Genomic DNA, 23,760 nt, shown 5'->3' with positions numbered 1-23,760 from the left:
AGCCCCGGCCTGTGCCGGGGCTTTGTTATTCGGCGGCTTCCGAGGTCTTCTTGCGCTTGCGCTCGGCCATTTCGAAAATCGCGCTTTCGATGGCTTTCTCCAGCTCCTGCGCCCGTTCGATATAGGCAGGGTTCTGACTGGCGGGCACGCCGGGGATCCAGTGCTGCGCCAGATCGCGCAGGTTGGCGCGGTCATGGGCATAGAAGGTCTGCGCCGCCTGCGCCGCCTCATATTCGCTGAGGCCCGCATTCTCCAGCACATAGCGGCCCGCACGCACCGAGGCGTCGAACATCTCGCGCACGATGTCGTCGGCGCCGGCCTTGTACAGCTCGTAGACGTGGTTGCGGTCCTTGGCGCGGGCGATGATGTGCAGGTCCGGGTAGGCGCGGCGCACATAGGTGACCATCTTGACGACGCCCTCCGGGTCGTCCAGCGCCACCACAAAAACCTTGGCCTTGGCGATGCCCGCGGCCTTCAGCAGCTCCGGCCGGGTCGGGTCGCCCAGAAAGCTTTTGACCCCGAAGCGGCGCATCAGCTGCACCGCCTCCATGTCATGGTCCAGCACCACCGTCTTGAAGCCGCTGGCTTGCACCAGGCGGTTGACGATCTGGCCGAAGCGGCCAATGCCGGCGATGATCACCGGGCCCTCTTCGTCGATCTCGTCGGGCTCAAACTCCTGCCGCGCTTCTGCCATGCGCTTGGACAGCAGGTCGTAGACGATGAAGAGGAGCGGGGTGATCAGCATCGACAGGGCGATGACCAGCAGGAGTTTTTCCTGCAAGGCTGCCGGGATGACGTTGAGCTGGGTCGAGAAGGCCAGCAGGACAAAGCCGAATTCGCCCGCCTGGGCAAGGCCGAGGGTGAATAGCCACAGATCCCGGCGCCGGAGGCCAAAGGCATGGCCGACCGCATAGAGCACGGCGCCCTTGGCAAAGATGACCAGCGCCGCGAGGCCAATCAGGTCGCCGGGGTCGGCGAGAAACTGGCGGTAGTTGATACCAGCGCCGACGGTGATGAAGAACAGCCCCAGCAGCAGCCCTTTGAAGGGGTTGAGGTCGCTTTCCATTTCGTGCCGGAATTCCGAGTTGGCCAGCACCACCCCGGCCAGAAAGGCGCCAAGCGCCGGCGAGAGGCCGACCAGCGTCATCAGGAAAGAGATCCCGACCACGATCATCAGCGCCAGCGCCGTGTACATCTCGCGCAGGTTGGAGGCGTGGATGAAGCGGAACACCGGCCGGGTGAGGTAGATGCCGGCCAGGATGATGGCGGCAATCGCGGCCAGGGTGACCAGCGCCACCGCCCAGCCGGGCAGCCCGTCGACCAGCGACAGCGAGTGATGGCCGCCGCCATGGCCTGCGCCTTCGCGGGCGATTGAGCCATCGGCGGAAAACTGCGGGATCGCATAGGTGCCCAGAAGCGGCAGGAAGGCCAGGATCGGGATCACCGCGATATCCTGGGTCAGCAGCACCGAGAAGGCGGAGCGGCCGCCGCCGGTGCGCATCAAGCCTTTTTCCGACAGGGTCTGCAGCACAATTGCGGTGGAAGACAGCGACAGCGCCAGGCCCACGGCCAGGCTGACATGCCAGGGCTGGCCCATTGCCATCGCGGCGCCCATCAGGGCGAGGGTGGAGGCAAGCACCTGCATGCCGCCCAGACCCAGGAGCTTGTGCCGCATCGCCCACAGCGCGCGCGGTTCGAGTTCGAGACCGATCAGGAACAGCATCATCACCACGCCGAACTCGGCAAAGTGGCGCAGATCCTCGGTTTCGGTGCCGGTCAGCCCCAGCACCGGGCCAATGGCGATACCCGCGGCCAGGTAACCCAGAACAGAGCCCAGCCCGAGACGTGCAGCAAGCGGTACGGCGATGACGGCGGCGCCCAGATAAATGGTTGCCTGATAAAAAAATTCTTCCATAGGCAAGTATCGCAAGCCCGCCGGTGCCTTGGCAATGGCTTTGGCGGCTGCGCCCGGCTGCAAAGGCAAAACAGCGCCTGCATTTGCGGGCGCTGCTCAGTTTCCGTTCAGAAAGGCCGGGGCGCTTACTGTTCCAGCATGCGGATTTCTTCGCTGAGCTTGCCGATCCGGTCCAGCCGCCGGGAAATCCGCTCCTGGAAGCCGCCGAGCTGATCGATGATATCGGCCAGGGTTTCACCGGAATCGGTCAGCCTGGCGCTTTCGATCTTGAGCAGCACCCGGGTTGAGCTGAGCCCCAGGAAGTGGCGGTGCATCACCTGGCAGGCGCCGGTGATGCGCGCGGCCTCCTCATCGACTTCCTTCATGCCTTGCTGGGCGCGCTGGACCTGGGACTTCACCAGGTCGCCAAGGATCTTGCGTTCCGACTCCATGTCGGCATTGCCGAGGTCGCGGCGTTCCTTTTGCAGCTGGTTGTCGCATTCGATCAGCACCCGGGCCATGCCCTCGACAAACAGGCTGCTGTTCACTGAGGATTTGATCTTGGCGAAATTGCTGTTCTTGCCCATCACATGGGCGCCGAACCAGTCCGACATCTCCCGCGACATCGAGCCGTAATTCTGCGACAGCACCGTGACCGGGCCGCCCGAGGGTTCGATCCGCGAGGCCAGCACACGCAGATTGTGGGGAATGGTGTGCATGGCGTCGAAGTCGGTGATCAGCCCTTCGGTCTCCTCGACCAGGGTCTCGGCATTGCGCAGCATGCCGGTCAGCTCCTGGATCCGGGCATCCGGCTGGTGGCCCAGCCCCTTATCGCGGGAGATCAGCTCCTGGCTGAGCGCATGTGCGGCAAACTGGTGGTAGTTTTCGAAGCCCTGGCCGTTCAGCCAGTCCAGCAAATACGCAGCGCTGTCTTCCGGGCTGAGGCCTTCGTCCTTTTCCAGCTTGAGCATTTGCGCATAAAGTCCGCGGACCTCGTCAAACAGCGCGCTGCTGGGCTTGATGCGGGCGGAGAGATAGCCATCCTGGCAGGGCACCACTACCGCAAACACCCAGTAGTACAGCCCGTCCTTGGACTTGTTCTTGACGTAAGCCCCCATGAACTCGCCGCGCTGGATGGTGTCCCAGAACAGCCAGAACACCCCCTTGGGCATGTCCTGGTGGCGGATGACCTTATGCGGTGCGCCGATCAGTTCTTCCCAAGGATAGGCGCCAACCCGGCGGAACACATAGTTCCCCGCCTGAATAACGCCGCGGTTGTCGGTCCTGGAAAAGAATACTTCGTTGAGGCCAAAGGGGGCCTCGCCGCTTGTGGGGCGTGTTTCTACTCGGCGGTCAACAAAAGACACGGGCACGTTCCATTTATAGTTACGGAAGTTGTTGCCGCATGATTACGCTCAAATCCTTCCCGGTTGGTTAAGTCGGCAGCGGTGCGTCCCGTTTTAATTGTGCCATTACGATCTGGCTTTGAACCCTGGCAACGGCGGGATGGGGCAGCAAGACGTCGTGAATGAGCGCATTCAGCGCCTCCAGCCCGGCACAGTAGACCCGCAGCAGGTAATCGGCCTCGCCGGTCATCGTCCAGGCGGAGGTGATTTCCGCCCGGCTGGCCACCAGCCGGGCGAATCCCTTGGACTGCTCGGGGCCGTGGCTGCCCAGATGCACTTGCACGAACCCTTGCACGGTCAGCCCCAGCCGGGCCGGATCCAGCCGCGCCGAATAGCCCTGAATGTAGCCCTCAGCCTCCAGCCGCTGCCGCCGCCGCCCGGCCTGGCTGGGCGAAAGATTGAGCATTTCCCCCAGCTGCTGCGCGGTCAGATGGGCGTCCTTCTGCAAGGCTGCGAGGAGTTTTGTGTCAGTCGGGTCAAGCATGCGTGAAATCTCCGTTCTTTGTAAAGAATACGCGGTGTTCACGCGCACTTCAATTGCATTGCGCGGAATTATGCGGAAACCCTGCAGGAAATATGCGGTATTCTTGATGCAAGAATTGATCTTGCCCCACCTGACCTCAAGGAGACGCGCAATGGGCCCGTTCCCGCATAACACCCCGAAATCCGAAATCACGCCGGAGAACCCGGCCGGCACCGACGGCTTTGAATTCGTGGAATTTGCCAGCCCCGACCCGGAAGAGCTGCGGGCGCTGTTCATCTGCATGGGCTATGAGCTGGTGGGCCGCCGCAAGGGCAGCCCGCTGGTGGAGCTGTGGCAGCAGGGCGATGTCACCTATATCCTGAATGCCGATCCGGACAGTTTTGCCGCCAGCTTTGTTGATGAGCACGGTCCTTGCGCGCCGGCAATGGGCTGGCGGGTGGCCGATGCGCAGCAGGCCTTTGACCATGCGGTGTCCAAAGGCGCCGAAGCCTATGACGGCCCGGGCAAGACCATGGATGTGCCAGCCATCAAGGGCATCGGCGGATCGCTGATCTATTTCATCGACCAGTATTACGACACCTCGCCCTACAACGCGGAATTCGACTGGCTGAAACAGTCCAAGCCACGCGGTGACGGGTTCTATTACCTCGACCACCTGACCCACAATGTGTTCAAGGGCAACATGGACAAGTGGTTCAAGTTTTACGGTGACTTGTTCAATTTCAAGGAGATCCGCTTCTTCGACATCCAGGGCAAGTACACCGGTTTGCTCAGCCGTGCTCTGACCTCGCCCTGCGGCCGGATCCGGATCCCGATCAACGAGGACCGGGGCGAGACCGGGCAGATTGTCTCATACCTGAAGAAATACAAGGGCGAAGGAATCCAGCATATCGCCGTCGGCACCGAGGATATCTATGCCAGTACCGATGCGATTGCCGCGAAGGGCCTGACCTTCATGCCCGGCCCCAATGATGCCTATTACGAGCTGTCCAAAGAGCGGGTGCAGGGCCATGATGAGCCGCTGGAGCGGATGAAGGAGCACGGCATCCTGATTGATGGCGAAGGTGTTGTGGATGGCGGCGAGACCCGGATCCTGCTGCAGATCTTCTCGAAAACCGTGATCGGGCCGATCTTCTTCGAGTTCATCCAGCGCAAGGGCGATGACGGCTTTGGCGAAGGCAACTTCAAGGCGCTGTTTGAATCAATCGAACGCGAGCAGATCGAAAGCGGCGAACTCAAGGCTGCCGGCTGAAGCAACTGCGCTGAAAGCATGTTTTGCACCGAGCCGGTCCTGTTCAGCAGGGCCGGCCTTTAGCCGTTGGGCATCGTCAGGGTGCGGTTGCGGCCGCTTTTCTGATATTGCAGCTGGCTTTCGCCAATGGCGATCACCCGGCCGCCGTCGATGCGGTCGCCGACCCGGACTTTCTTGTAGCGGCCCGAGGGCAGGCGGACCAGGGCGCGGCGCTCGGCTGCGGTGCCGTAGACGCCGATCAGGTTCAGCTTACGCAGGTTGATGGCGTTGCTGACCGTGGCGCGGCGGGCAACGGAGGCGGCGGTCGGGATGCTGGGGGCAGCCGCGGCAGCCGCGGCCGGTACCGCAGCGGCGGTCTGAACCTGGTTCTGCGGGTTGCGGCGGGCGCGGTCGACCAGGGCGGCAAAATTGGCGGGGCGGGTGCGCGGCACCACAGACGCGGCGATGGCCTGGGCAGTGGCGGGCTGCTGTTCGGCCTCTGCGGGTTTCAGGCTGGCGGGGCGCTGGCGCGGCCGCAATGTGGCCAGCTCGGCACGGCTGAGGCCGCCAAGCTGCGCCCTTTCAACCTGCTCCGCCAGGTCGGAGGGGCGCGCTTTGGGGCGTTTGCGGGACAGCACCTGGTTCCGGGCCACTTCCTCGGCCAGCGCTTCGGCGGCCGGGTCGCTGCGCTCCGGCGCGCGCGGCGGCACCACGCCGGGACGGCCCAGGTAGATCATGATGCCGTCGGGGTTCAGCGTGCCTTCGGGTGTTGCCTTCACCAGCCCGCGCGCGTCCAGATCAAAGGCGGCCCCTGCGGCCGCGGGCGAGGCAACCGCCTCAAGCGGGTTGTCGCTGGCAAAGCTCTCGGACTGCGGCAGCGCCACCGCATCCGGTGCCGCCCCGTTCTGGTCGATCGAGGCGGTATAAAGCGGTTCGAGACCTGTTGCGGCGGGGCTGCCTTCCAGCTCCGGAGCAACCGGCCAGACGCCCGTGGCGGCATAGCGCGCGGCCTGGGCAAGCGGGTCCAGCGGCGCTTCTTCGGCAACCGGGTCCTGCAAGCTGTCTTCCGCGGCGCCGGGCTGCAGGCTGTCCGGGTCGAGGAAAGCGGTTTCTGTGCCTTCCTCCGGCAGGTCGACCCCGTCCGCGGCAGCTTCATCTTCCACCGACGGCTCCGGGCCGGAGCTGTCTTTTCCGGCCGAAACGGTTTCTGCATCCGCGGGGGGCGCGTCCTCCAGGCCCGGATCGGGCTGATCGGCCAGCACGCTCACCTGCGGTGCAATAGCGGCGGGCTCTGTCCCGGCTGCGGGATCAGCAGCCGCCGGTGCGTCCGTTGCTGCCGGAGCCTCCGGCTGGCCGGCCGTGTCTTCCCCGCCGGTGCTGACCGGCGGCGCTGCGGACAGGCCTTGTTCCTTAACCGGAGGCTCCTCCGGATCAGCAGAAAAGAAGCCGCCATCGCCGAACACGGCCCAAACCGCGACCGTGGCCATGAACAGAAGAAGCACGGCAGTCAGGACAGCCCCCAGATACCTGGGCTTGCCTTTGGCGGTGCTGCCAGCCGCTGCGGCCTCCGGCCGGGCCGGGCCGGGGTCTTTGCGCGGGGCCGCCGGGGCCCGGGGAATATCCTGGTGCGCTGCGGCTGCGGCGGCTTCCGGCCCGGCCGGAGCAGGCGCGGGTACAGCCGTTCCCAACGGCTTTGATGGCGCCGGCACCGCTGCCGGAGCCGCCACTGGGCGCGGCGCCGCGGCCGGCTCCGAAGCCTCCTTCCCCTGGTCCGGAGCTGCCAGCTTTGCCGTGGCAGGCACAGGCCTGCTGCGGCGGCTGGAAAAACCCGCGGCTTCAATCGGTTCCGCCATTGCCGGCGGTGCAGGCGGGATTCTAACGGCCGGCTCCGCAGCCTTGGCTGCCGGCGGCTCAACCTTCGCTGCGGCCTCGGCCGCGACGACTGTCTCCAGTTCGGCGATCGGCGGGAGATCTTCTGCAGCTTCCGGTTCAATGGGGAGGGGTTGGGGTGCTTCCGTTGCTGCGGGCGCGGGAAACTGGGCCGGGCCGACGACTGCAACAGGTTTGATGTCGGGCTCAACACTGGTGCCACGGACGGCCCGGGTGGTGCCAAAGAAGGGCATGCCCTGGAAACCGCAGTTCTGCGGCACCGCGACAAAGCTCACCGGGCGGAAGCCATGCTCGGTGGCAAAGGATTCGGCCTCGTCCAGCGTCTCCAGCGCGACCGCGGCGATGTGGGTCTGCCCGCCCTCGGCGGAGATGTCGAAGGCCAGTTCCTCCACCGCGTATGGGGTGGCGCCTTCCAGTGCCTGGCGGGCGGCGGCAATCCGGTCCTCCATCGGCAGTTCGCCCGTGTCCGCGGTCAGATAGCGGATCTGGTCATTGGGCAGGATCAGCTTGCAGAACACCCCCTCTGGCGCCAGCCGCAGCCCGTCTTCGCGCATCGCTGCCAGTGCAGCGGGCAGGTCGCCGGTGTCAAACGGGGTTTCGGCAACACTGCGCCAGCCGTCCTTGGCGCGGAACAGTAGCGCGATGCCGTCAGCGGAAAGCGAAAGAGCAAAAGCCGGTTTCATGCTTTGGGTCAAACCATACAAATCCATACTGCCCGGGGCACGCGGCGTGCCCGGTGTTTTGCCGCGGACCTTAAAGCAGAAACCTGCCGGGTGAAAGGAAAAGACAGCCGCTGGGGCTTGCGGGCGGCAGTTTGCCATCCCCATCTAAGGGCCATTGCAAGAGGAGCTTTTGAGCATGAAGGCAAAGAGACTTCTGGCGGCTGCACTGCTGCTGTCGATGAGTGCGGGCGCTGCTGCTGCAAGCGAGGCTGCGGCGCCGCGTCAGATCACTGTCAGCGGCGAGAGCAGGCTGCAGGTGGCACCCGAATTGGCCACCATAACCCTGGGTGTGACCGAGGAGGCTGAGGAAGCGGCCATCGCCATGTCCGCGGTGTCGGATGCCATGGGGGCGGTCATCGCACGGCTGAAGGAGGCGGGCATCGCTGCCGAGGACATGCAGACCCGGCGGATTGCCATGCATCCGGTGTGGTCGCAGGAGCGGTCCTATGACAGCGGCGGGCGGCGTGAAATCACCGGCTTTCAAGCCTCGAATACTCTGATGGTGCGGGTGCGCGACCTGGAGAGGCTGGGGCCGGTCTTGGATACGGTGCTGACCGCTGGGGCCAATCAGTTCCAAGGGCTGTCGTTTGGCGTAGAGAATCCCTCCGCAGTTCAGGACCAGATCCGGGGTGCGGCGGTTAAGGATGCCATCCGCAAGGCGCAGCAGCTGGCAGAGGCGGCGGGCATGAAGCTGGGTCCGGTGCGCTCGATTAACGAGCACGGCAGCGGCGGTGGCCGCCCGATGATGGCGATGGAAATGGCCCGCAGCGACGCGATGCCCATCGAGGCGGGCGAGCTGACCTTCAGCCACAATGTGTCGGTTGTTTTCGACATGAGCGTGCCGGGCGGCGAATAAGCCCCGGCGGCAGGAAAAAGGCCGGGCAGCACGCCCGGCCTTTCCGTTCATCAGGCATGGGGTCAGCCGCAGGCCTTGGCCAGCGCCTGGTCCAGATCGCGGATCAGGTCGTCCGCATCCTCGATCCCGATCGACACCCTCACCACATTCGGACTGGCGCCCGCTGCTTCCTGCTGTTCCGGCGTCAGCTGGCGGTGGGTGGTCGAGGCGGAGTGGATGATCAGCGAGCGGGTATCGCCAAGATTGGCCACATGGCTGAAGATTTCCAGCGAATCCACCAGCTTGATGCAGGCCTCGTATCCGCCTTTGACGGCAAAGGTGAACAGCCCGCCGGTGCCTTTGGGGTAACAGGCCTTGGCGCGTTCGCTGTAGGGCGAGGAGGGCAGGCCCGCGTAGGTTACATAATCGATCCGGTCATCGTTCTCGAGCCAGGCAGCAATTCTCTCGGCGTTCTCGCAATGGCGCTGCATGCGCAGGGACAGGGTCTCGATGCCCAGCAGCGTGTAATGCGCGGCCTGCGGGTTCATCGTCATGCCGAGGTCGCGCAGCCCGATCGCGATGCCGTGGAAGGTAAAGGCCAGCGGGCCGAAGGTCTCGTGGAACTTGAGGCCGTGGTAGGCGTCTTCCGGTGCCGACAGCGATGGGAACTTATCATTCGCCGACCAGTCGAATTTTCCGGAATCGATAACGCAGCCGCCAGTCACCGTGCCGTTGCCGGTGAGGTACTTCGTGGTGGAATGCACCACCAGCGTCGCACCCTGGTCGATCGGGCGGCAAAGGTAGGGCGTGGCGGAGGTGTTGTCGACGATCAGCGGGATGCCTGCGGCGTCCGAGATATCGGCAAGGGCCCGGATATCAGTGACATAGCCGCCGGGGTTGGCCACGGATTCGCAGAACACAGCGCGGGTGTTTTCGTCGATGGCGGCCTTCACCGCGTCCAGGTCGTCGGTGTCGACGAACTTGGCCGACCAGCCAAAACGCTTGATGGTCTGGCTGAACTGGGTGACGGTGCCGCCGTAGAGCCGGGTGGAGGCAATCACATTGCAGCCTGGGCCCATCAGCGGGAACAGCGCCATGATCTGCGCCGCGTGGCCGGAGGAACAGCAGACCGCGCCAACGCCGCCTTCCAGCGTTGCCAGGCGTTCCTGCAGCACTGCCACGGTGGGGTTGGTCAGGCGGGAATAGATAAAGCCGACTTCCTGCAGGTTGAACAGGGCGGCGGCGTGTTCGGCGTCGCGGAACACATAAGCCGTGCTCTGGTAGATCGGGGTCTGGCGGGCGCCGGTGGCCGGGTCGGGCTTGGCGCCGGCGTGAATCTGCAAGGTATCAAAACCGTAGGACGGGGCGTCGGTCATCACTATGTCTCCCTGAAAGGTCTTTTGTCCCGCGCACCACAGCATGAAGGCGCCCGGAAGGCAATCACGTGAATGCCGCAGCCGGCGGCTCCCGCCCGTCGCTGGCCGCCTGGCGGCAGCCGCTCCCGTTGGGCATGGCGCCAGGCTGCGCCTGGCGCGCGCCGCGCCCTGCGCGGCGCTAGGCCCAACTGTGACGGATGCCCTGCAAGGGCGCCGGGAGCAGGCGGGAGACCCTGGCTGCCCATCGCTTGCGGTGCGGTTCAGCGCATCCAGAAGCCGGCCGACTTGATCCGGTTGCGGATTGCCTGCTCGCGCCGGGGCAGGTTGTCCTGGTCGAACAGAGCCCGCACCTTCTCCCCGCGGCCCTGATAGATCATGCGCTTGGCAGGTTCATGGCCTTTCAGCACCTTCTTGATCCGGTTCGGCGCCGTGATTTCATGCAGCAGCTCCACCACCCGGCCGCTTTCCCGCGCATAAAGCAGCGGAAGCAGCCGGTAATGGCAGCTGACTGCTCCGTCCAAATAACCCGCAGGCAGCGCATCGCGGCCGCCGCCGAAGGAGTGGATCACCAAGGGCAGAACGATCTGGTCCAGCCAAGGGTCCAGCGACTGGCAGACCAGTTCGGGCGGCGGGTCGTTCAGCACTGATTGCGCATAGACCAGGAACCGTTTGCCAAAGGCGCGCGGGCAGGCGCCGTAGAAGAACCCGGCGTTGAAATAGAGATAGCGCTTCCAGAACCCGGCGGGCTGGCTGAGATCGAGACTGGAGTGGAAGTCCAGCCCGAACCGGTTGTAAAGAGACTGCCAGATGCCATCGTAGCCCGGCCCGTAAAGCGTGGGTTTGGGCCAGGTGCCCTCCACCCGGAGCGATGCGGAAGGCCGGGAAAAATCAAACGGCACCTCCGGCAGCTCGCCGGTAATCAGCGTGTCGGTGTCGAAGAACACAAACGGCTCGCCCTTGGGCAGCGCCTGCAGCGCCTCGATCTTGTTGCCATAGGGATAGGCGGCGCCGAACACCTTGCTGTCGAACGGCAGGATTTCGGCATCCAGCTCCGTCAGTGCCTGCAGCACCTCCTGATTGCGGATGCTGGGGTCCTTGTCCCACAAGGGGCCCGGCTGCGGCACCGCGACGAACAGCCGCCCGGCAAAGCCCGGCGCGCAATGGCGCAGGGAGGCGGCAAACAACAGCGCCTCATACTGCAGCCGCAGGCCTGGCCGACAATCATCACGTTGAAGGGGGCTTTTGCCATAGTTTTCCCCGTTTTCCGTCTCTTCCGGGCGGATAGCACTGCCTGTTAAGGTAGCTATAAGCCGGCCAAGCGCCGTGCAACAGGCCTGGCAGCAATTTCCAAGCGCTTTGTGCTGTGCGGGACTCATTTTGCGGGAGAGAGAACATGTTTGACGTGATCCTGGCCATCATTGCCGCAACCGCCGCGCCGGAGGCAGGCCCCGGGACTGCAGACACAGCTGATGCGGCCGCACCGGCCCCGGCCGTCCAGGCGCAGCCGGTGGCGCAATCCGCTCCCGCCGGCCTGGCGGCAGAGCCGCAGGAGGCCACCGGCCGCTTTACCACCGCCACCGAGGTGAAGCCGATCCTTGCCGCCACAAAGGCCAATTGGATCCAGGTGCGCGAGTTCGACGGGCAGGACCTGCTTTATGTCACCCATCTGTGGTCCTGGCGCTGCGGGCTGGCGCAGGTCAAGCTGGGGGTGAACGGCCATGCGCTGGAAATCTGGCCGCTGCCGGACTGCCACCTGGACGAGGGCTTCCCCAACATGATCAAGGAAGAGGACGGGCTGCCCTACCGCAGCTATCCGCTTGGTTCGATCCAGCAGATCGCAGTGGAGGTCACCTATGACGACCTGAGCACCGAAGGCTACGTGTTCGGCCGCAACGGCCAGCCCTTGCCGTGACCTGAGGCAGACGGCAGGTGCCATATGTAACGGGGGCCGGGTTCGGCATGGCCATGATGGCGGGGTCTGGCGGCTGGCCTGCGGCCCAGGCCCCGCAGCCGGCCGGGGGGCTGTCTGCCCCCTCTTGCCCCGGACCGGGTCCGGAGCAATTCACCCCCGAGGATGTATTCAGCCAGGTGAAGAGGCGGGATGAAGAGGCGGGGGCGCCGCCTGGAGTCAGGGGCGCGCGCGGCCGCAAACCTGCAGCGGGCTGACCCTATGGCGTGATCAGGGTGACACCGGGTATCCGCTGGATGGTGTAGAGATCCTCCTCGTAGGTCTCGGTCATGTCGCCGACCAGCGCCTCTGTCCAGCCGGGGAAATCCAGCTCCTCTTCCAGTGCCTCTTCCCGTGCGAATTTGTCCAGAAAGGCGGCATAGACCCGCCGCCTGTGGACCCCGGTCATGTCCGGATGCGCTTCCAGATAGGCGCGCAGCCGTTCGATACCCGCAGGCTGCATGATGGCGGCCAGAAGGTCGAGCCGGCCTTTCAGAGGGGCGGCGGCCTCAAGTCCCGCCAGTTCGCGCAGCACCTGGCCCCAGATCAGCGGCAGATCCTCGTAGCACCAGACCGTGACCGGCAGCTGCGGCACCGCATCCCGCATCCGCGCCAGCAGCCCGGACCAGCGCAGCTGCAGCGGATCACACTCCTCCATGATCTTGCGCACGGTGCTGCTTGCGGATTTGGCAAACAGCGCGGGCAGAAACGTGGCCGGGTTGCGCAGCGCCATGAAAATCTCAAGCTGATCATGGGGAAACAGCGCCTGCAGCGCCTGCAGCCGCGTTTCGGCCTCCGGGTAGAAGTTCTGCTGCTGCAGCGCATGGCGCGGCGAGCCGAAGAAATGCGGGTTGGACAGAATCACCCGGCTGGCCTGGCTGTCGTCGAGGATGGCGTCCCACAGCACCTCCGGCGCGTCCTCGGCGGCGGTGCCGTTCTTCATCGCCGCCATGCAGTCTTTCAGCAGCGACCGGTAGCGGCCGGGGCCGGGTGCGGCGGTGCCGTGCAGCGCCAGGCTGCCGGCATTCTTCAGCAGGCTTTTCAGCAGCAGGTCTTCTTCGGTGGCATGGGCGCCGCAGTGGATGATGACCTGCATGAGCGGACCTGTGGTTGCGGGCGGTTGCTCCAGACCTACTGCGGCGGCGCAGCAAGGTCAAACCCGGGGCCGGCACGGGCGCCATGACCGGATCTGCCCGGGGGCGAATTGACAGCTTGTACCGGCTTGACGGTCTTTGCGGACTTTAGTACGTGTCCGGCAACAGGTTCGAAGGGAAACGGTTTTTCCTTTCGGGCCTGCCAGGGAAACGGCGGATTTTAAAGCCGGATCCTTGGGAAGCTTATGTGTGCCCCTATAGCTCAGCTGGTAGAGCAACTGATTTGTAATCAGTAGGTCCGCGGTTCGAGTCCGTGTGGGGGCACCATTTTTTCAATATAAATCAAACACTTGCAGGACTTGCTCCTTCGCGCGATATGCGCAGCTTTCAAGTCCGGAAGCATATAGGAAGCAGCGGCAAGCAGATTTCTGGCGTGTCATCTCTGCATCGCTACAGAAAACTTTTTCACAAACGAACGCTGTGGGTCAGGCGCTGTGAGGTCCTTGGTCTGTGTGAAAGGCAAGGTTCGAAAGCGGGACCCAACGGGACTTTCCGGCCATTCGCCGCAGGTGCGAAAGGGGCGACAAAGAGCGACCAGTTAGGCGCGGCCGACGGATAGTGGAAATTCGCAGCAGGTTGAACGAAAGTCCGCTTAGCCAGTTTGCCAAACTTAGCCTCGGATGAGGATATCACGACTGAAGTAACGGGTGGTGCCTGCTGGTTTCTCGCGGAGATTGCCGGAGAGGACGCAAAAAGATCCCCAAGTCAAGACTTTCCTGGGTGTTTGAGCCAATAATCCACACTCTTCGCCACTAACGAATACACACCATACTGCTACCCTCCACAGGAAAATCGACTGGACGGGTTCACCCGGTTAGTTAAGATCAACCCAAAGGAATCTTAGCTTTTGCATCGGAATGGTCCAGTTGAGCGCCGCAGGAGAATACAATTTATGAAGTTCAAGTCATTTGTCGTTAAGAACTTTAAAGGAATCCAGGAGGCAAAACTAGAGCTAGGCAGCGGCGAGGCATCTATCCACACTCTAGTTGGGTTAAATGAAAGCGGAAAAACCACCATTCTGGAAGCGATAAATATGTTCCAGCCTGACGTAGATGGTATGCACGCAATCGCTCAGCAGTCCACTGTGGATATTAGCAAAGATCAACTAATCCCCAAAAACCTAAAAGGCGATTTCACGGGGAAAATACGAATCGAGGCAACTGTTCTAGTCACTGAAAACGACTTGTCAGCTGTCGAAGATTACTGCAAAGAGACGTTTGGGCTTCAACTGGACAGGAGTGAATTTCCATCTCAGTTTCGCATTGTGACCGAGATGGTTTACGACAACTCAAAGTATGTTAAGTCAAATAGTTTGTGGAGCATATGGCCCCATCTCAAAACCAGTCGGCAAAAAAAAGTTCACGAGGTACACACATCCGTCAAAAGAGTGGCATGGCGTTGTCAACCTGCTACGATCCAGACTCCCCAGGATCATCTATTTTCCAAATTTCCTATTTGACTTTCCGGATAAGATTCTGATTTCAGGACCACTTGACGGCGCGACGGAAACCGCATCGAAGACGAACGAGTATTTTGTGCGAATAGTAGAAGACGCGATGGCCTCCCTTGACCCACCTATGGAACTGAATAAGCACATAGTTGACCGAATAACTGGAACTAAAAAAGATCACCCTTTCGCTCAGTTCATGACTTTTTGGTTTGGGTCTCCAGAGAAGGAAAGCGTCGATGATGTCTTGGAGCGTCTTGCAGGGAAAATAACGGAGGAAGTATTCGGCCGTTGGCAGCAGATACTTGGAAAAGAAATCGGAGATGCGGAAATTGAGGTTGCGTCGACCATTGAGCCTCACCCTCAAACCGGAAAAAGACAAGTATTTCTGACATTTAGAGTTAAACAAGGTCGCCCGAGATATCGTATCTCGGAAAGGTCACTCGGGTTCCGGTGGTTCTTTTGCTTTTTGCTGTTTACAAGATTTTCACGCGGAGCGTTTGACGACCAATCTGTGGTTTTCTTGTTCGACGAGCCAGCTTCAAATTTGCATAGTAAAGCTCAAGCCAAACTTCTTGATAGCTTCGAAGTTATTTCCGGTAAAAAAAATAGCATTATCTTCAGCACCCATAGCCACCATCTAGTGAACCCCTTGTGGTTGGAGAATGCACACGTTGTGACCAGTGGCCTGGATACAGAGGGGGAACTTGAAGGTAAGTTTCCTGACGCATCTAACGGCATCAGCATCTCGGTAACTCCCTATAAACGTTTCGTCGGCGAGAACGAAGAAAAAGGACACTACTTTCAACCAATTCTTGACCGATTGCAATACAGTCCGTCTTCCCTAGAGGCCAAAGACAGCGGCGTCTTAGTCGAAGGGAAATCAGACTTTTACATTTTGAGTTGGTACAAAAAGTATCATGAACCGGACCTGGCACTAAACTTCCTACCTGTGAATGGAGTAACCAATGCTTCTGCCGTTATTTCTCTTATGCTCGGGTGGACAAACAACTTTGTGTTTCTGTGCGATAGCGACAAAGAAGGCAAGGCGGCAATAAAGAGATACAAGGCGGAGCTGCCAGTAAACGCAGAGAGGTTTATTGAATACGAACACATCTTCGGAAAAGCAAAGACAGCACCAAAGGAAATTGAGGGTCTTCTGTCGACACAGATGAAAGCAAATATTTCGGATCATTTTGGCGCAAAACGCTGCTCAAAATCTCAAATTCAAAAGTACTTCTCCGCTGCCATGGTAGGCCCAGATACAGTTGAAATGGATGAAGAGAGCCTGGCCCAAATAAAAATACTCACCTCGCATTTGGCGAAGCACCTGATTGAAAACGCTTGAGCATTTTTGGACTGAACCTTCACCAAACTTCCTTTGGAGCGGAACAAAAAATGCCGCCGCAACGTCGGCAGAACTCAGGAAACCACCATTCTGAAGTGTATGAGGCGAACAAGTGGCAAGGTATTCATATGCTGGAATGTCCCGTTCTCTACGTTCTGCACCCGCGAGGGGCAACCTGCCGGCCAACGGCAGCAGTGGGCTCAGTTGGCTGCCTACTCTCATTATCGATGACTGCAAGGTCGAGCCCAGTTCAGACACAGATCGTCAACTGGTTCCTCTCGACCTCGATGCATCTCGAGCAGGACCAAAGGAAACGGTTGTTTCCCTCCATCCAATGAACGTATTGGTTGCGCACGCGGAAGGAAGCCCGACTGAGGAGCAGTAACTTTGAAGCCTACAAAGCGTCTCTATTACTTCACCCCCCCACAGCACGCTTTGGATAACCTAAAGAACAAGCACTTAAAAATATCCAGGTTCTCCAAATGCAATGACCCTTTCGAATTAGCTGCTTTCGACTTCAGCAATCGAAAAACGCGGACCCTCTTCAGGAAGTGGATCCAGGAGACAGATCTGACCACGGGAATGATATGTTTTTCTAGGTCGTGGCGAAATCCGGTGATGTGGGGACACTACGCAGGAAACCACACTGGGATTTGTTACGGATTCGATGTTCAAGTCGACCAAAGCATCCAAGAAGTTCGTTACGTTTCTGAGAGGATGTACCCAAACTCATCCCCAAGGGAGGTAATTGATAGGATCGGTGAGGATAACATTTCTGAGTTGTTCTCAACGAAGTTCATTCACTGGAGCTATGAGGAAGAAGTCCGAATGTTGCGTTCCTTCTCCAAGCCAGTGCCCGACAATGAGATACTCTATCAAGAGTTTGATGAGAGCATGAAGCTGAAGCAGGTTATTATTGGCGCAAAGTCCAAAATAGACTTCAAAGAAGTGGAGGCGCTTGTAGAAGGGGACAGTGTTGAAGTCTTCAAATCTCGCCTTGCATTCAAACGCTTTGAAGTTGTTCGGCAAAATAAGAAGTCACTGTGGTAATCCGACTGGGGCGCTGTGATCATTGCTTAGGATCAAGCAGCCATACTACAGAGAATGACCGCTTCACGCCATCAGTGTCTTTAGGAGAACCTTTCAAAGACCGCTTGGCGATGCTTCGCGTCGTGCTGCGCTTGCAGAATTCAAACTAGGCTGTGGCGGCAGCTATGGGCTCTTGATGGCCAGGGCAACGTGGGGGCCTTCTGGGGGAGCAAAGAAAGCGCCGCCCTATGGCAGCGCTTCAAGCTTGGTTTACTTGGTCTATAAGTGCGTTACTAGTCTAGGCGGGACCATCCAGAAGCATGCAGATCCTGTCACATTCCAGCATTTTCTATCATTTTCTAGCACTTTCGAGCGCCTGCATTTCCTGACATTTCCGTACATTTCAGGCTGTAAAGTGCGAGAAAAACCGTGAATTTCTGTGCATTTCAGAGAAAAACATAGCGGTTCCGCGCGTCTTCCAGTTGTTTCGCTACCTTTTCCGGGTGCAGGCGTGACCTGTGGGTCAACTCGTCCGCCGTTGTCTGGAAAAATCCGGGTAACTCTGAATACTGGACGCCGCGCAGTGCGGCCAGTGTGACCGTGCATCCGAGAACATTCCGCAGGATCATGGATATCTGCTGTTCCTTATGCACCTCTTTGAGCGGGTTTGGGTCACAACCGCTACGCATCTCCATCAGGTCGCCATTCATTTCAGAGCAGGCAAGTTCCCAAATGAGATGGTTTGGCCATCTCGCGCGGTTGCAATCCGTTGCATTAGGCTCCGTGTAGCGGACAACTTCGCCTGTTTCCCGGCAAAGGTCGCCGAAGCGGTCAAAGAACTGCGCCCAGGTGCGGATGTTCCAGCGGTCTTTCAAAAGGTCCTTGCCTGCGCGGAATTCGACACGCCAAACCCTGCTGCTGTCAGCGCATTTCGGATCGACCTCGCTTAATCCATTGCGGCGTAGTTCCATGTTCCAGATCTCCCACCAATGCGCTTTGCCTGAGTGGATGATTTCGGCCCGCTTGTCATAGACAATGACCTGCCGGTTGCGGGAACTGCCGACCGTTACGGAGGTTGTGCGGCCTGAACGGCCGTGCACGGCTTTGTCCGTTTCTTTCACAAAGTCCCTGCGGCCAGCGCTTGAGTGCATGACGAATTGCTCCGGGTTCAGTTCGAAATGCGGAGCCAGAATATCCACGCAGAAGTCAGCCCTGGAGATGCTGATGTCGTCCGCGCCATAGCGGATGCCCAAGGCCTCCGTCACCATCTCCAGGTGGGCTTTGGCGGCGCCCAATCCATTCAATGCGAGGAAGGTGGAGCCGAAGTTGACGCGGATGCCCCAGGAGTTTTTTGGGTTCGGTTTCTTGAAAAACCACGTGGCCCCGTGCGGGCCGCCGCTGGCAATAAAGCGGTAGCCATGCCCGCCGTGTGACTTAAGGTGCAAGTGGATGCCGTTGTACTCGACAAGCACGTCCTGGCGTTCCTGTTCCGCACGTTCCCTTTCAGCGTCCAGATGGTCAAACAAAACTGGGGGAATGTTGGCCTGAACCGCCAGCGTCAGCGTGTCAAAGCCCCGGTGGAGAATGGTCATGTCGGCGGGTTTTGATTGATCTGTATTTCTGGAGGGGGGTGCTACAATCACCCCCCTTTGCCCGTACTGGGTGCCAGTTGCGCCTCCGGCGGGGTAGCTAAGGTTTTGGGGCCGGGCAGAATGCCCGGCATCGATGTCATTTCGCAGCATTGACCTGCCTCCCGATCCAGATTTCAGCTCGCTCAGCGCATTTGGCAACGTTGAGCAAGTCCGCGTGGGAGAAGCTGGTAGAGCTCTGCCAGTTGCCGTCACTGGCCCTGTAGGCCCGCGTAACATCGACGGAATAGAACCCGTCATTGTCCCAGATGGCGGCTGTTATCAGGCCGAGTCTGATTTTATGGATAGGCTGGTTTGCCATGTTGTTTTCCTTTTGATGATGGTTCCTGGCAGCAGACAAAGAGAGGGCGCGAGGTGCGTTTACCCCGCGCCCTGCAAGAGCCGTCCGGCCCCAAAATCCCTTGAAGTGCTACCAACCCTTCAAGGGCAAAACTGATTGTCAGATGGGTTGCGACGTGTGGGAGACTGTTCGCTCAGCAATCCAGTCCAAAAGGTCAGCGCGCCGGTAACGGACAGAGCGCGAGGATACTTTGACGAAGCGCGGGCCGCCGCCACGATGCCGCCAGTTCTGAAGAGCGCGCACGGAATAGCACAGGATCGATGCGGCTTCGCGCTCGTCTACTAGGGTGTCGGGATCATGCCCGTTCAAGCGATTGTTGATCATTTGGTGTCCTCAGATTGCAGATGCAGTGTTTGTGAGGACAAGGTAGATGGGCGCAGAAGGCCGAAATAGACGCCGGGCCTTTTTTCTTGGGCGGGAAATGCCGGTCAGTATTTTTTTGCTGATATATTTCAGCGTTTTAGGCGGCTTGTAAAAAGTTTCTGAGTGCTGGTGAAAGGAAATGCTAGGCGGACTTTTTTGTGCGCCCCACCTTACGGATTTCGTCCACCGCCAGCAGCTTCCAAACCGCTTCAAACTTGCGTCCGAGATCATTGCGCCCAAAGTGCTCTTCGCACATCGCTCTAACATCTTCCTGACGAGCTTTTCGGCCTTCAGCTAAGCAAACCGCTCGGTACTTCAGGAACCATTCGATCATTCGCTCTTCAATCGGGGCAGCTTCGTAAGGAGTGAGCTCAGCCTCTTTGGGCTCTGCCCATGCATTAAAATCGCGGAGCTTAAAATAGGCAGGGAAACGGCGGCGGCTACCGTAGCTCTTGGGTGCAATGACATAGCTGAACCCGAAACTCATCTCGAAATAGCGGTTGTCAGCCTGCCAGTCGCCTAGCCTTATGCCGGTACCCGTTCCAAAATGGAGTAGAAGCTCCCGTTTCTCCATCGCCCGGCAGAGCAGACCCTCAACTTCGGTACGTCTAGCGTACGCCTCGGCATCTATAAAACGAGAGTCATATGCTCTTCCAAATTGGCTGAGCTTGTTTCGCGCCTGTTCCCGCTGAGCAGAAGCATCTTCTGCAGCTTGTTGAACCTGTTCCTGCTGATCAGCGTCCATACCGAAAGTATCCATCAGATGCAGATCAGTTGCCCTCTTGTTCAGCCTCTGGAACTCCTTCTCTAACTCTTCACGCTCATCCCTGAATGTTTCAGGCGCGGCTTCAGGCCACGCAAACGCTTCTTCGCCTGTCCATTCGAGCGGAAAGGTGAAACGCCCGGCCCGGTCGAACCCTTCGTTTAGGGTAATGAACTGGTCCCTATGAAAACGGAGCTTTGGAAGGTTATGACGCATATTTTGCAGTTCTGTGTGAATTCAGTTTGGGCTTTGATGCGGCTTTATCCCACGACACGCAACCCATGCGGACGACCTTCGCTCCTCTGCATGGCGCTAGCCAGACGTGATGCAATCGACCCGGCAGCTCGTTGAACTGCGTCGTCTGCGAGATGCGCGTACCGCAGTGTTGTGGACAGGTTTTTGTGTCCCATGATTTCTTTGAGCATGAATGGGTCAATCCCATTTGTGACAGCAACCGAAGCATAGGTATGCCGCAGATCGTGCAGTCGCACGTCGTGCAGACCGGCCTTTGCTCTGATCTTGCGCCACGGCTTTTGCAAATCGTTGTAGTGGCCTTCAGGACTGTCCCCCAGAATGACGTAAGGGTTTCCCTCACGGCGGGGCAAGGCGTCCAGGACTGTCTGTGCCTCTCTGGGCAGAGGAATGCGCCGTCTGCCTGTTTTGCTGTCTGGAAGCTCTAAATGTGTCGAGGTGACAAAATCCCACTGCAGCGTTTGAATTTCTTTGAGACGGCACCCTGTGAGCATCAGCAGGTAAATGGCGGCGACAACGTATTCTGAAAGCTCACCTAAATCGAGGCCCTCAAACAAGGTTTCCCCAAGCTGTGCCTGTTCGGAGTCGTTCAGGTAGCGCTTCTTTTCAACTTCGCGATACTTCTTGATCCGAGTGGCTGGGTTCGAGCCCTGCGGACGCAGGCCCCAGTCCTCGGCCACATTGAACATCTTAGACAGCAGGGCGACAGCACGATTTGCCTGATATGGAGTATCCCTTTTCTGGTGGTGGAAGTTGGCAATGTCGGCGCGGGTGATTTCGGTGATTTTAATCGGCCCCAGGGCAGGGTTGATCGTACCTCGAACGGTATTGGAATAATCGTAATGCGTGGAAGGCTTGCAATGCAGTGCAACGTGCTCCGTTAGGAACCGTTCCGCCAGTGCGGCCACTGTCAGGCTGCGCAGCTTTGCCTTACGCTCCGCAGAGGGGTCGCCGCCCCGCGCGACGTCGGCTTGTACAAGCTTTGCCTCTTTGCGTGCTTCGTCTGCCGTCAAAACTCCGTGCTGTCCAAGGTTCTTGCGCCGCGTCCTGCCACTGCTGCGGTATTGCACGAGGTAGACCTTGCGGCCAGTAGGATAGATGCGGATGCCAAACCCGGGCAATTCCTGGTCCCAAATGATCCGTTCTTTCGCCTCTGGGGCAAGCCCGTCCACGATCCGTTTTGTAAGTTTTGTCATCTCAGTTTCTTCACTCTCGCAACGTTCGATCTTAAAAATCCGGAAGCATATAGGAAGCAGTGTGCTTCGGAATATGGCGTTGAAAATGAGAGGAGAGCGTAGCGGCCGTCAATAATAATCAAGCAATAACAGTCGTTTATGGGTGGTCAGCGAAGTTTGGCGAAATCCGGAGAAATGCCCTGAGGAATTTTTGTAATCAGTAGGTCCGCGGTTCGAGTCCGTGTGGGGGCACCATTTAACCGCTTGAAATTGCGCGAAAAATATCACCTTTCAGAGCGTCTAAGATGCGTTCTCTGCAAAGTGTCTGCGTTAGTGTGTACCCTTGTTTTGCGTGTGTGCGGCCTTGCGAACGGTGTCCAGGGATTCGTATTTGGCATGCTCGGCGGTCTGCTTGACCGATGAGTGGCCAAGAAGCTGCTGGACTTCGCAGGCCTGCAAACCGTTTTTCAGCATCCGAGTCGCGTATGTGTCCCGAAGGGAGGGGCAGCCTCTTGCCGCCGCCCCCGCGCTGCTTCGGTTCATGGGCGCAGGCGGGACCAGCGTGGCCCGCGCCTGCGTTGCGGATCATCCGGCCGGGTCCGCTTTGCCGGCAGGCATGTACAGCTCGCCGCCTTCGCGGAACTTGGCGGCCATCGCCTCCATCCCCTCTTTCTGCGCCTCGGCGCGGATGTCGTGGGAAATCCGCATGGAGCAGAACTTCGGCCCGCACATGGAGCAGAAATGCGCCACTTTATGGGCCTCTTTCGGCAGCGTCTGGTCGTGGTAGTCGCGGGCGGTTTCCGGATCCAGAGCCAGGTTGAACTGATCCTCCCAGCGGAACTCGAACCGCGCCCGCGAGATCGCGTCGTCACGCCGCTGCGCCCCCGGCAGGCCCTTGGCCAGATCCGCCGCATGGGCCGCGATCTTATAGGTGATCACCCCGGTCTTCACGTCATCGCGGTCGGGCAGGCCCAGGTGCTCTTTCGGGGTCACGTAACACAGCATGGCGCAGCCGAACCAGCCGATCATCGCCGCACCGATGCCGCTGGTGATGTGGTCATAACCCGGTGCAATGTCGGTGGTCAGCGGCCCCAGCGTATAGAAGGGCGCCTCGTGGCAGCACTCCAGCTGCTTGTCCATGTTCTCCTTGATTTTGTGCATGGCGACATGGCCCGGGCCTTCGATCATCACCTGGCAATCCTTGGCCCAGGCAATCTTGGTCAGCTCCCCAAGGGTCTCCAGCTCGGCAAACTGGGCCTCGTCATTGGCATCGGCAATCGAGCCGGGGCGCAGACCGTCACCCAGCGAGAAAGCCACATCATACTTGCGGCAGATGTCGCAGATCTCGTCGAAATGCGTGTAGAGGAACGACTCCTTGTGGTGATGCAGGCACCACTGCGCAATGATCGAGCCGCCGCGCGAGACGATGCCGGTGACCCGCTTCACCGTCATCGGCACCATGTGCAGCCGCACGCCCGCATGGATGGTGAAATAGTCGACACCTTGTTCCGCCTGCTCAATCAGCGTGTCGCGGAACACTTCCCAGGTCAGGTCCTCGGCGATGCCGTTCACCTTCTCCAGCGCCTGATACAGCGGCACCGTGCCGATCGGCACCGGCGAGTTGCGCACGATCCATTCGCGGGTGTTGTGGATGTTGCGCCCCGTCGACAGGTCCATCACCGTGTCGGCGCCCCAGCGGATCGACCAGACCAGCTTGTCCACTTCCTCTTCCATCGAGGAGGTGACAGCCGAAGTGCCCATATTGGCGTTGATCTTGACCAGGAAGTTGCGGCCGATGATCATCGGCTCAGATTCCGGGTGGTTGATGTTGCTGGGGATGATGGCGCGGCCCGCAGCAACCTCGTCACGGACAAACTCCGGCGTCACGTAATCCGGGATGTTGGCGCCCCAGTCGTGGCCGTCGCGCGCGGGCGCCACAGCCTCGCGCAGCTGGTTTTCGCGGATCGCGATGAATTCCATCTCCGGTGTCACGATGCCTGCGCGGGCATAGGCCAGCTGGGTCACGGCATTGCCATCCTTGGCGCGCAGCGGGCGCGGCTTCACCGGAAATTCCGGCACCAGCCGCTCGCCGGAGGCAAAGCCGTTGTCCTCGGGCTTCACATCGCGGCCGTCGTATTCCTCGACGTCGCCGCGGTCCAGGATCCACTGGCGGCGTAAGCCGGGCAGGCCCTGGCGGATATCGGTCAGCACGTCGGGATCGGTATAGGGGCCGGAGCTGTCATAGACCGGCAGCGGCTCTTCGCCTGCGGTAGGGTGGACCGAGATCTCGCGCATCGGCACGCGGATGTCCGGAAAGCGCTCGCCTTTGACGTAAATTTTGCGGGACGCGGGCAGGCCGCCGGTGGTGATCTTGGGATTGGGGACGTTCATTTTGGTGCTCCTCGAAGCCTAAACTCAGAAAAGACACCAGATGAGGTTTGGCTTGGGAAACCG

General features: G+C 59.9%; 18 protein-coding genes, 1 tRNA gene and 1 pseudogene. 7 read left to right on the top strand and 13 right to left on the bottom strand.

What is annotated here, in order from left to right; translation table 11 throughout:
• Positions 1–25: 25 nt before the first annotated feature.
• The 3 genes from ACXAEH_RS08830 to ACXAEH_RS08820 form a co-directional block, all read right to left on the bottom strand.
• A complete protein-coding gene (locus tag ACXAEH_RS08830) occupies positions 26–1,915 on the bottom strand; it encodes a monovalent cation:proton antiporter-2 (CPA2) family protein (protein ID WP_475032085.1) in 1,890 nt (629 codons plus the stop codon).
• A 125-nt stretch (positions 1,916–2,040) separates the two neighbouring features.
• Entirely contained in the window at positions 2,041–3,261 is a 1,221-nt protein-coding gene (locus ACXAEH_RS08825) for a PAS domain-containing protein (RefSeq protein ID WP_475032084.1), read from the bottom strand.
• 67 nt (positions 3,262–3,328) lie between these two features.
• Positions 3,329–3,784: an Lrp/AsnC family transcriptional regulator gene (locus tag ACXAEH_RS08820; protein WP_475032083.1), complete on the bottom strand. Its 456-nt coding sequence runs from the start codon at positions 3,782–3,784 to the stop codon at positions 3,329–3,331.
• Positions 3,785–3,935: 151 nt separating this feature from the next.
• Here ACXAEH_RS08820 and hppD point away from each other — a divergent pair, with 151 nt between their 5' ends.
• Positions 3,936–5,036 carry a 4-hydroxyphenylpyruvate dioxygenase gene (gene hppD / locus ACXAEH_RS08815; protein ID WP_475032082.1) on the top strand — a complete coding sequence of 367 codons (1,101 nt, stop codon included), beginning with the start codon at positions 3,936–3,938 and terminating at the stop codon, positions 5,034–5,036.
• Positions 5,037–5,095: 59 nt separating this feature from the next.
• On the opposite strand, the gene ACXAEH_RS08810 is transcribed toward hppD, so the two are convergent.
• Positions 5,096–7,588, bottom strand: coding sequence for a hypothetical protein (locus ACXAEH_RS08810; protein WP_475032081.1), 2,493 nt, complete (start codon positions 7,586–7,588; stop codon positions 5,096–5,098).
• A gap of 175 nt (positions 7,589–7,763) precedes the next feature.
• Between ACXAEH_RS08810 and ACXAEH_RS08805 the strand changes: the two genes are divergently transcribed.
• A complete protein-coding gene (locus ACXAEH_RS08805; protein ID WP_475032080.1) occupies positions 7,764–8,483 on the top strand; it encodes an SIMPL domain-containing protein in 720 nt (239 codons plus the stop codon).
• Positions 8,484–8,545: 62 nt separating this feature from the next.
• On the opposite strand, the gene ACXAEH_RS08800 is transcribed toward ACXAEH_RS08805, so the two are convergent.
• Together ACXAEH_RS08800 and ACXAEH_RS08795 are read right to left on the bottom strand one after the other, a co-directional pair.
• Positions 8,546–9,838 carry an O-acetylhomoserine aminocarboxypropyltransferase/cysteine synthase family protein gene (locus tag ACXAEH_RS08800; RefSeq protein ID WP_475032079.1) on the bottom strand — a complete coding sequence of 431 codons (1,293 nt, stop codon included), beginning with the start codon at positions 9,836–9,838 and terminating at the stop codon, positions 8,546–8,548.
• A 260-nt stretch (positions 9,839–10,098) separates the two neighbouring features.
• Positions 10,099–11,087: pseudogene (locus tag ACXAEH_RS08795) on the bottom strand (hypothetical protein).
• 144 nt (positions 11,088–11,231) lie between these two features.
• Between ACXAEH_RS08795 and ACXAEH_RS08790 the strand changes: the two are divergent.
• A complete protein-coding gene (locus ACXAEH_RS08790; protein WP_475032078.1) occupies positions 11,232–11,750 on the top strand; it encodes a hypothetical protein in 519 nt (172 codons plus the stop codon).
• Positions 11,751–12,006: 256 nt separating this feature from the next.
• On the opposite strand, the gene ACXAEH_RS08785 is transcribed toward ACXAEH_RS08790, so the two are convergent.
• Positions 12,007–12,882 carry a hypothetical protein gene (locus ACXAEH_RS08785; RefSeq protein ID WP_475032077.1) on the bottom strand — a complete coding sequence of 292 codons (876 nt, stop codon included), beginning with the start codon at positions 12,880–12,882 and terminating at the stop codon, positions 12,007–12,009.
• A gap of 249 nt (positions 12,883–13,131) precedes the next feature.
• On the opposite strand from ACXAEH_RS08785, the gene ACXAEH_RS08780 reads away from it, so the two are divergent.
• The 4 genes from ACXAEH_RS08780 (at position 13,132) to ACXAEH_RS08765 (ending at position 16,785) form a co-directional block, all read left to right on the top strand.
• Positions 13,132–13,207: transfer RNA gene (locus tag ACXAEH_RS08780), tRNA-Thr, on the top strand.
• Positions 13,208–13,832: 625 nt separating this feature from the next.
• Positions 13,833–14,399, top strand: coding sequence for an AAA family ATPase (locus ACXAEH_RS08775; protein WP_475032076.1), 567 nt, complete (start codon positions 13,833–13,835; stop codon positions 14,397–14,399).
• Between the two features lie 118 nt (positions 14,400–14,517).
• Positions 14,518–15,735 carry an ATP-dependent nuclease gene (locus ACXAEH_RS08770; protein ID WP_475032075.1) on the top strand — a complete coding sequence of 406 codons (1,218 nt, stop codon included), beginning with the start codon at positions 14,518–14,520 and terminating at the stop codon, positions 15,733–15,735.
• A gap of 387 nt (positions 15,736–16,122) precedes the next feature.
• Positions 16,123–16,785 (top strand): DUF2971 domain-containing protein, encoded by a 663-nt coding sequence (locus ACXAEH_RS08765; protein ID WP_475032074.1) that lies wholly within the window; start codon positions 16,123–16,125, stop codon positions 16,783–16,785.
• Between the two features lie 425 nt (positions 16,786–17,210).
• Here the strand turns inward: ACXAEH_RS08765 and ACXAEH_RS08760 are convergent, their stop codons facing one another.
• From ACXAEH_RS08760 to thiC, 6 genes are all read right to left on the bottom strand, one after another.
• Positions 17,211–18,356: a hypothetical protein gene (locus tag ACXAEH_RS08760; RefSeq protein ID WP_475032073.1), complete on the bottom strand. Its 1,146-nt coding sequence runs from the start codon at positions 18,354–18,356 to the stop codon at positions 17,211–17,213.
• A 136-nt stretch (positions 18,357–18,492) separates the two neighbouring features.
• Positions 18,493–18,714: a hypothetical protein gene (locus ACXAEH_RS08755; RefSeq protein ID WP_475032072.1), complete on the bottom strand. Its 222-nt coding sequence runs from the start codon at positions 18,712–18,714 to the stop codon at positions 18,493–18,495.
• 138 nt (positions 18,715–18,852) lie between these two features.
• Positions 18,853–19,077 carry a helix-turn-helix transcriptional regulator gene (locus ACXAEH_RS08750; RefSeq protein ID WP_475032071.1) on the bottom strand — a complete coding sequence of 75 codons (225 nt, stop codon included), beginning with the start codon at positions 19,075–19,077 and terminating at the stop codon, positions 18,853–18,855.
• A gap of 181 nt (positions 19,078–19,258) precedes the next feature.
• Complete coding sequence (locus ACXAEH_RS08745; protein ID WP_475032070.1) at positions 19,259–20,095, bottom strand: hypothetical protein; 837 nt, start codon at positions 20,093–20,095, stop codon at positions 19,259–19,261.
• A 44-nt stretch (positions 20,096–20,139) separates the two neighbouring features.
• Positions 20,140–21,327, bottom strand: coding sequence for a tyrosine-type recombinase/integrase (locus ACXAEH_RS08740; protein WP_475032069.1), 1,188 nt, complete (start codon positions 21,325–21,327; stop codon positions 20,140–20,142).
• 564 nt (positions 21,328–21,891) lie between these two features.
• On the bottom strand, positions 21,892–23,697 hold the full coding sequence (gene thiC, locus ACXAEH_RS08735) for a phosphomethylpyrimidine synthase ThiC (protein ID WP_475032068.1): 1,806 nt from the start codon (positions 23,695–23,697) through the stop codon (positions 21,892–21,894).
• Between the last annotated feature and the right edge of the window lie 63 nt (positions 23,698–23,760).

This window comes from Leisingera sp. ABM4_060, assembly GCF_056158765.1.
The sequence above is the reverse complement of the archived record's forward strand: the minus strand, read 5'-3'. Positions and strand labels throughout refer to the sequence as shown.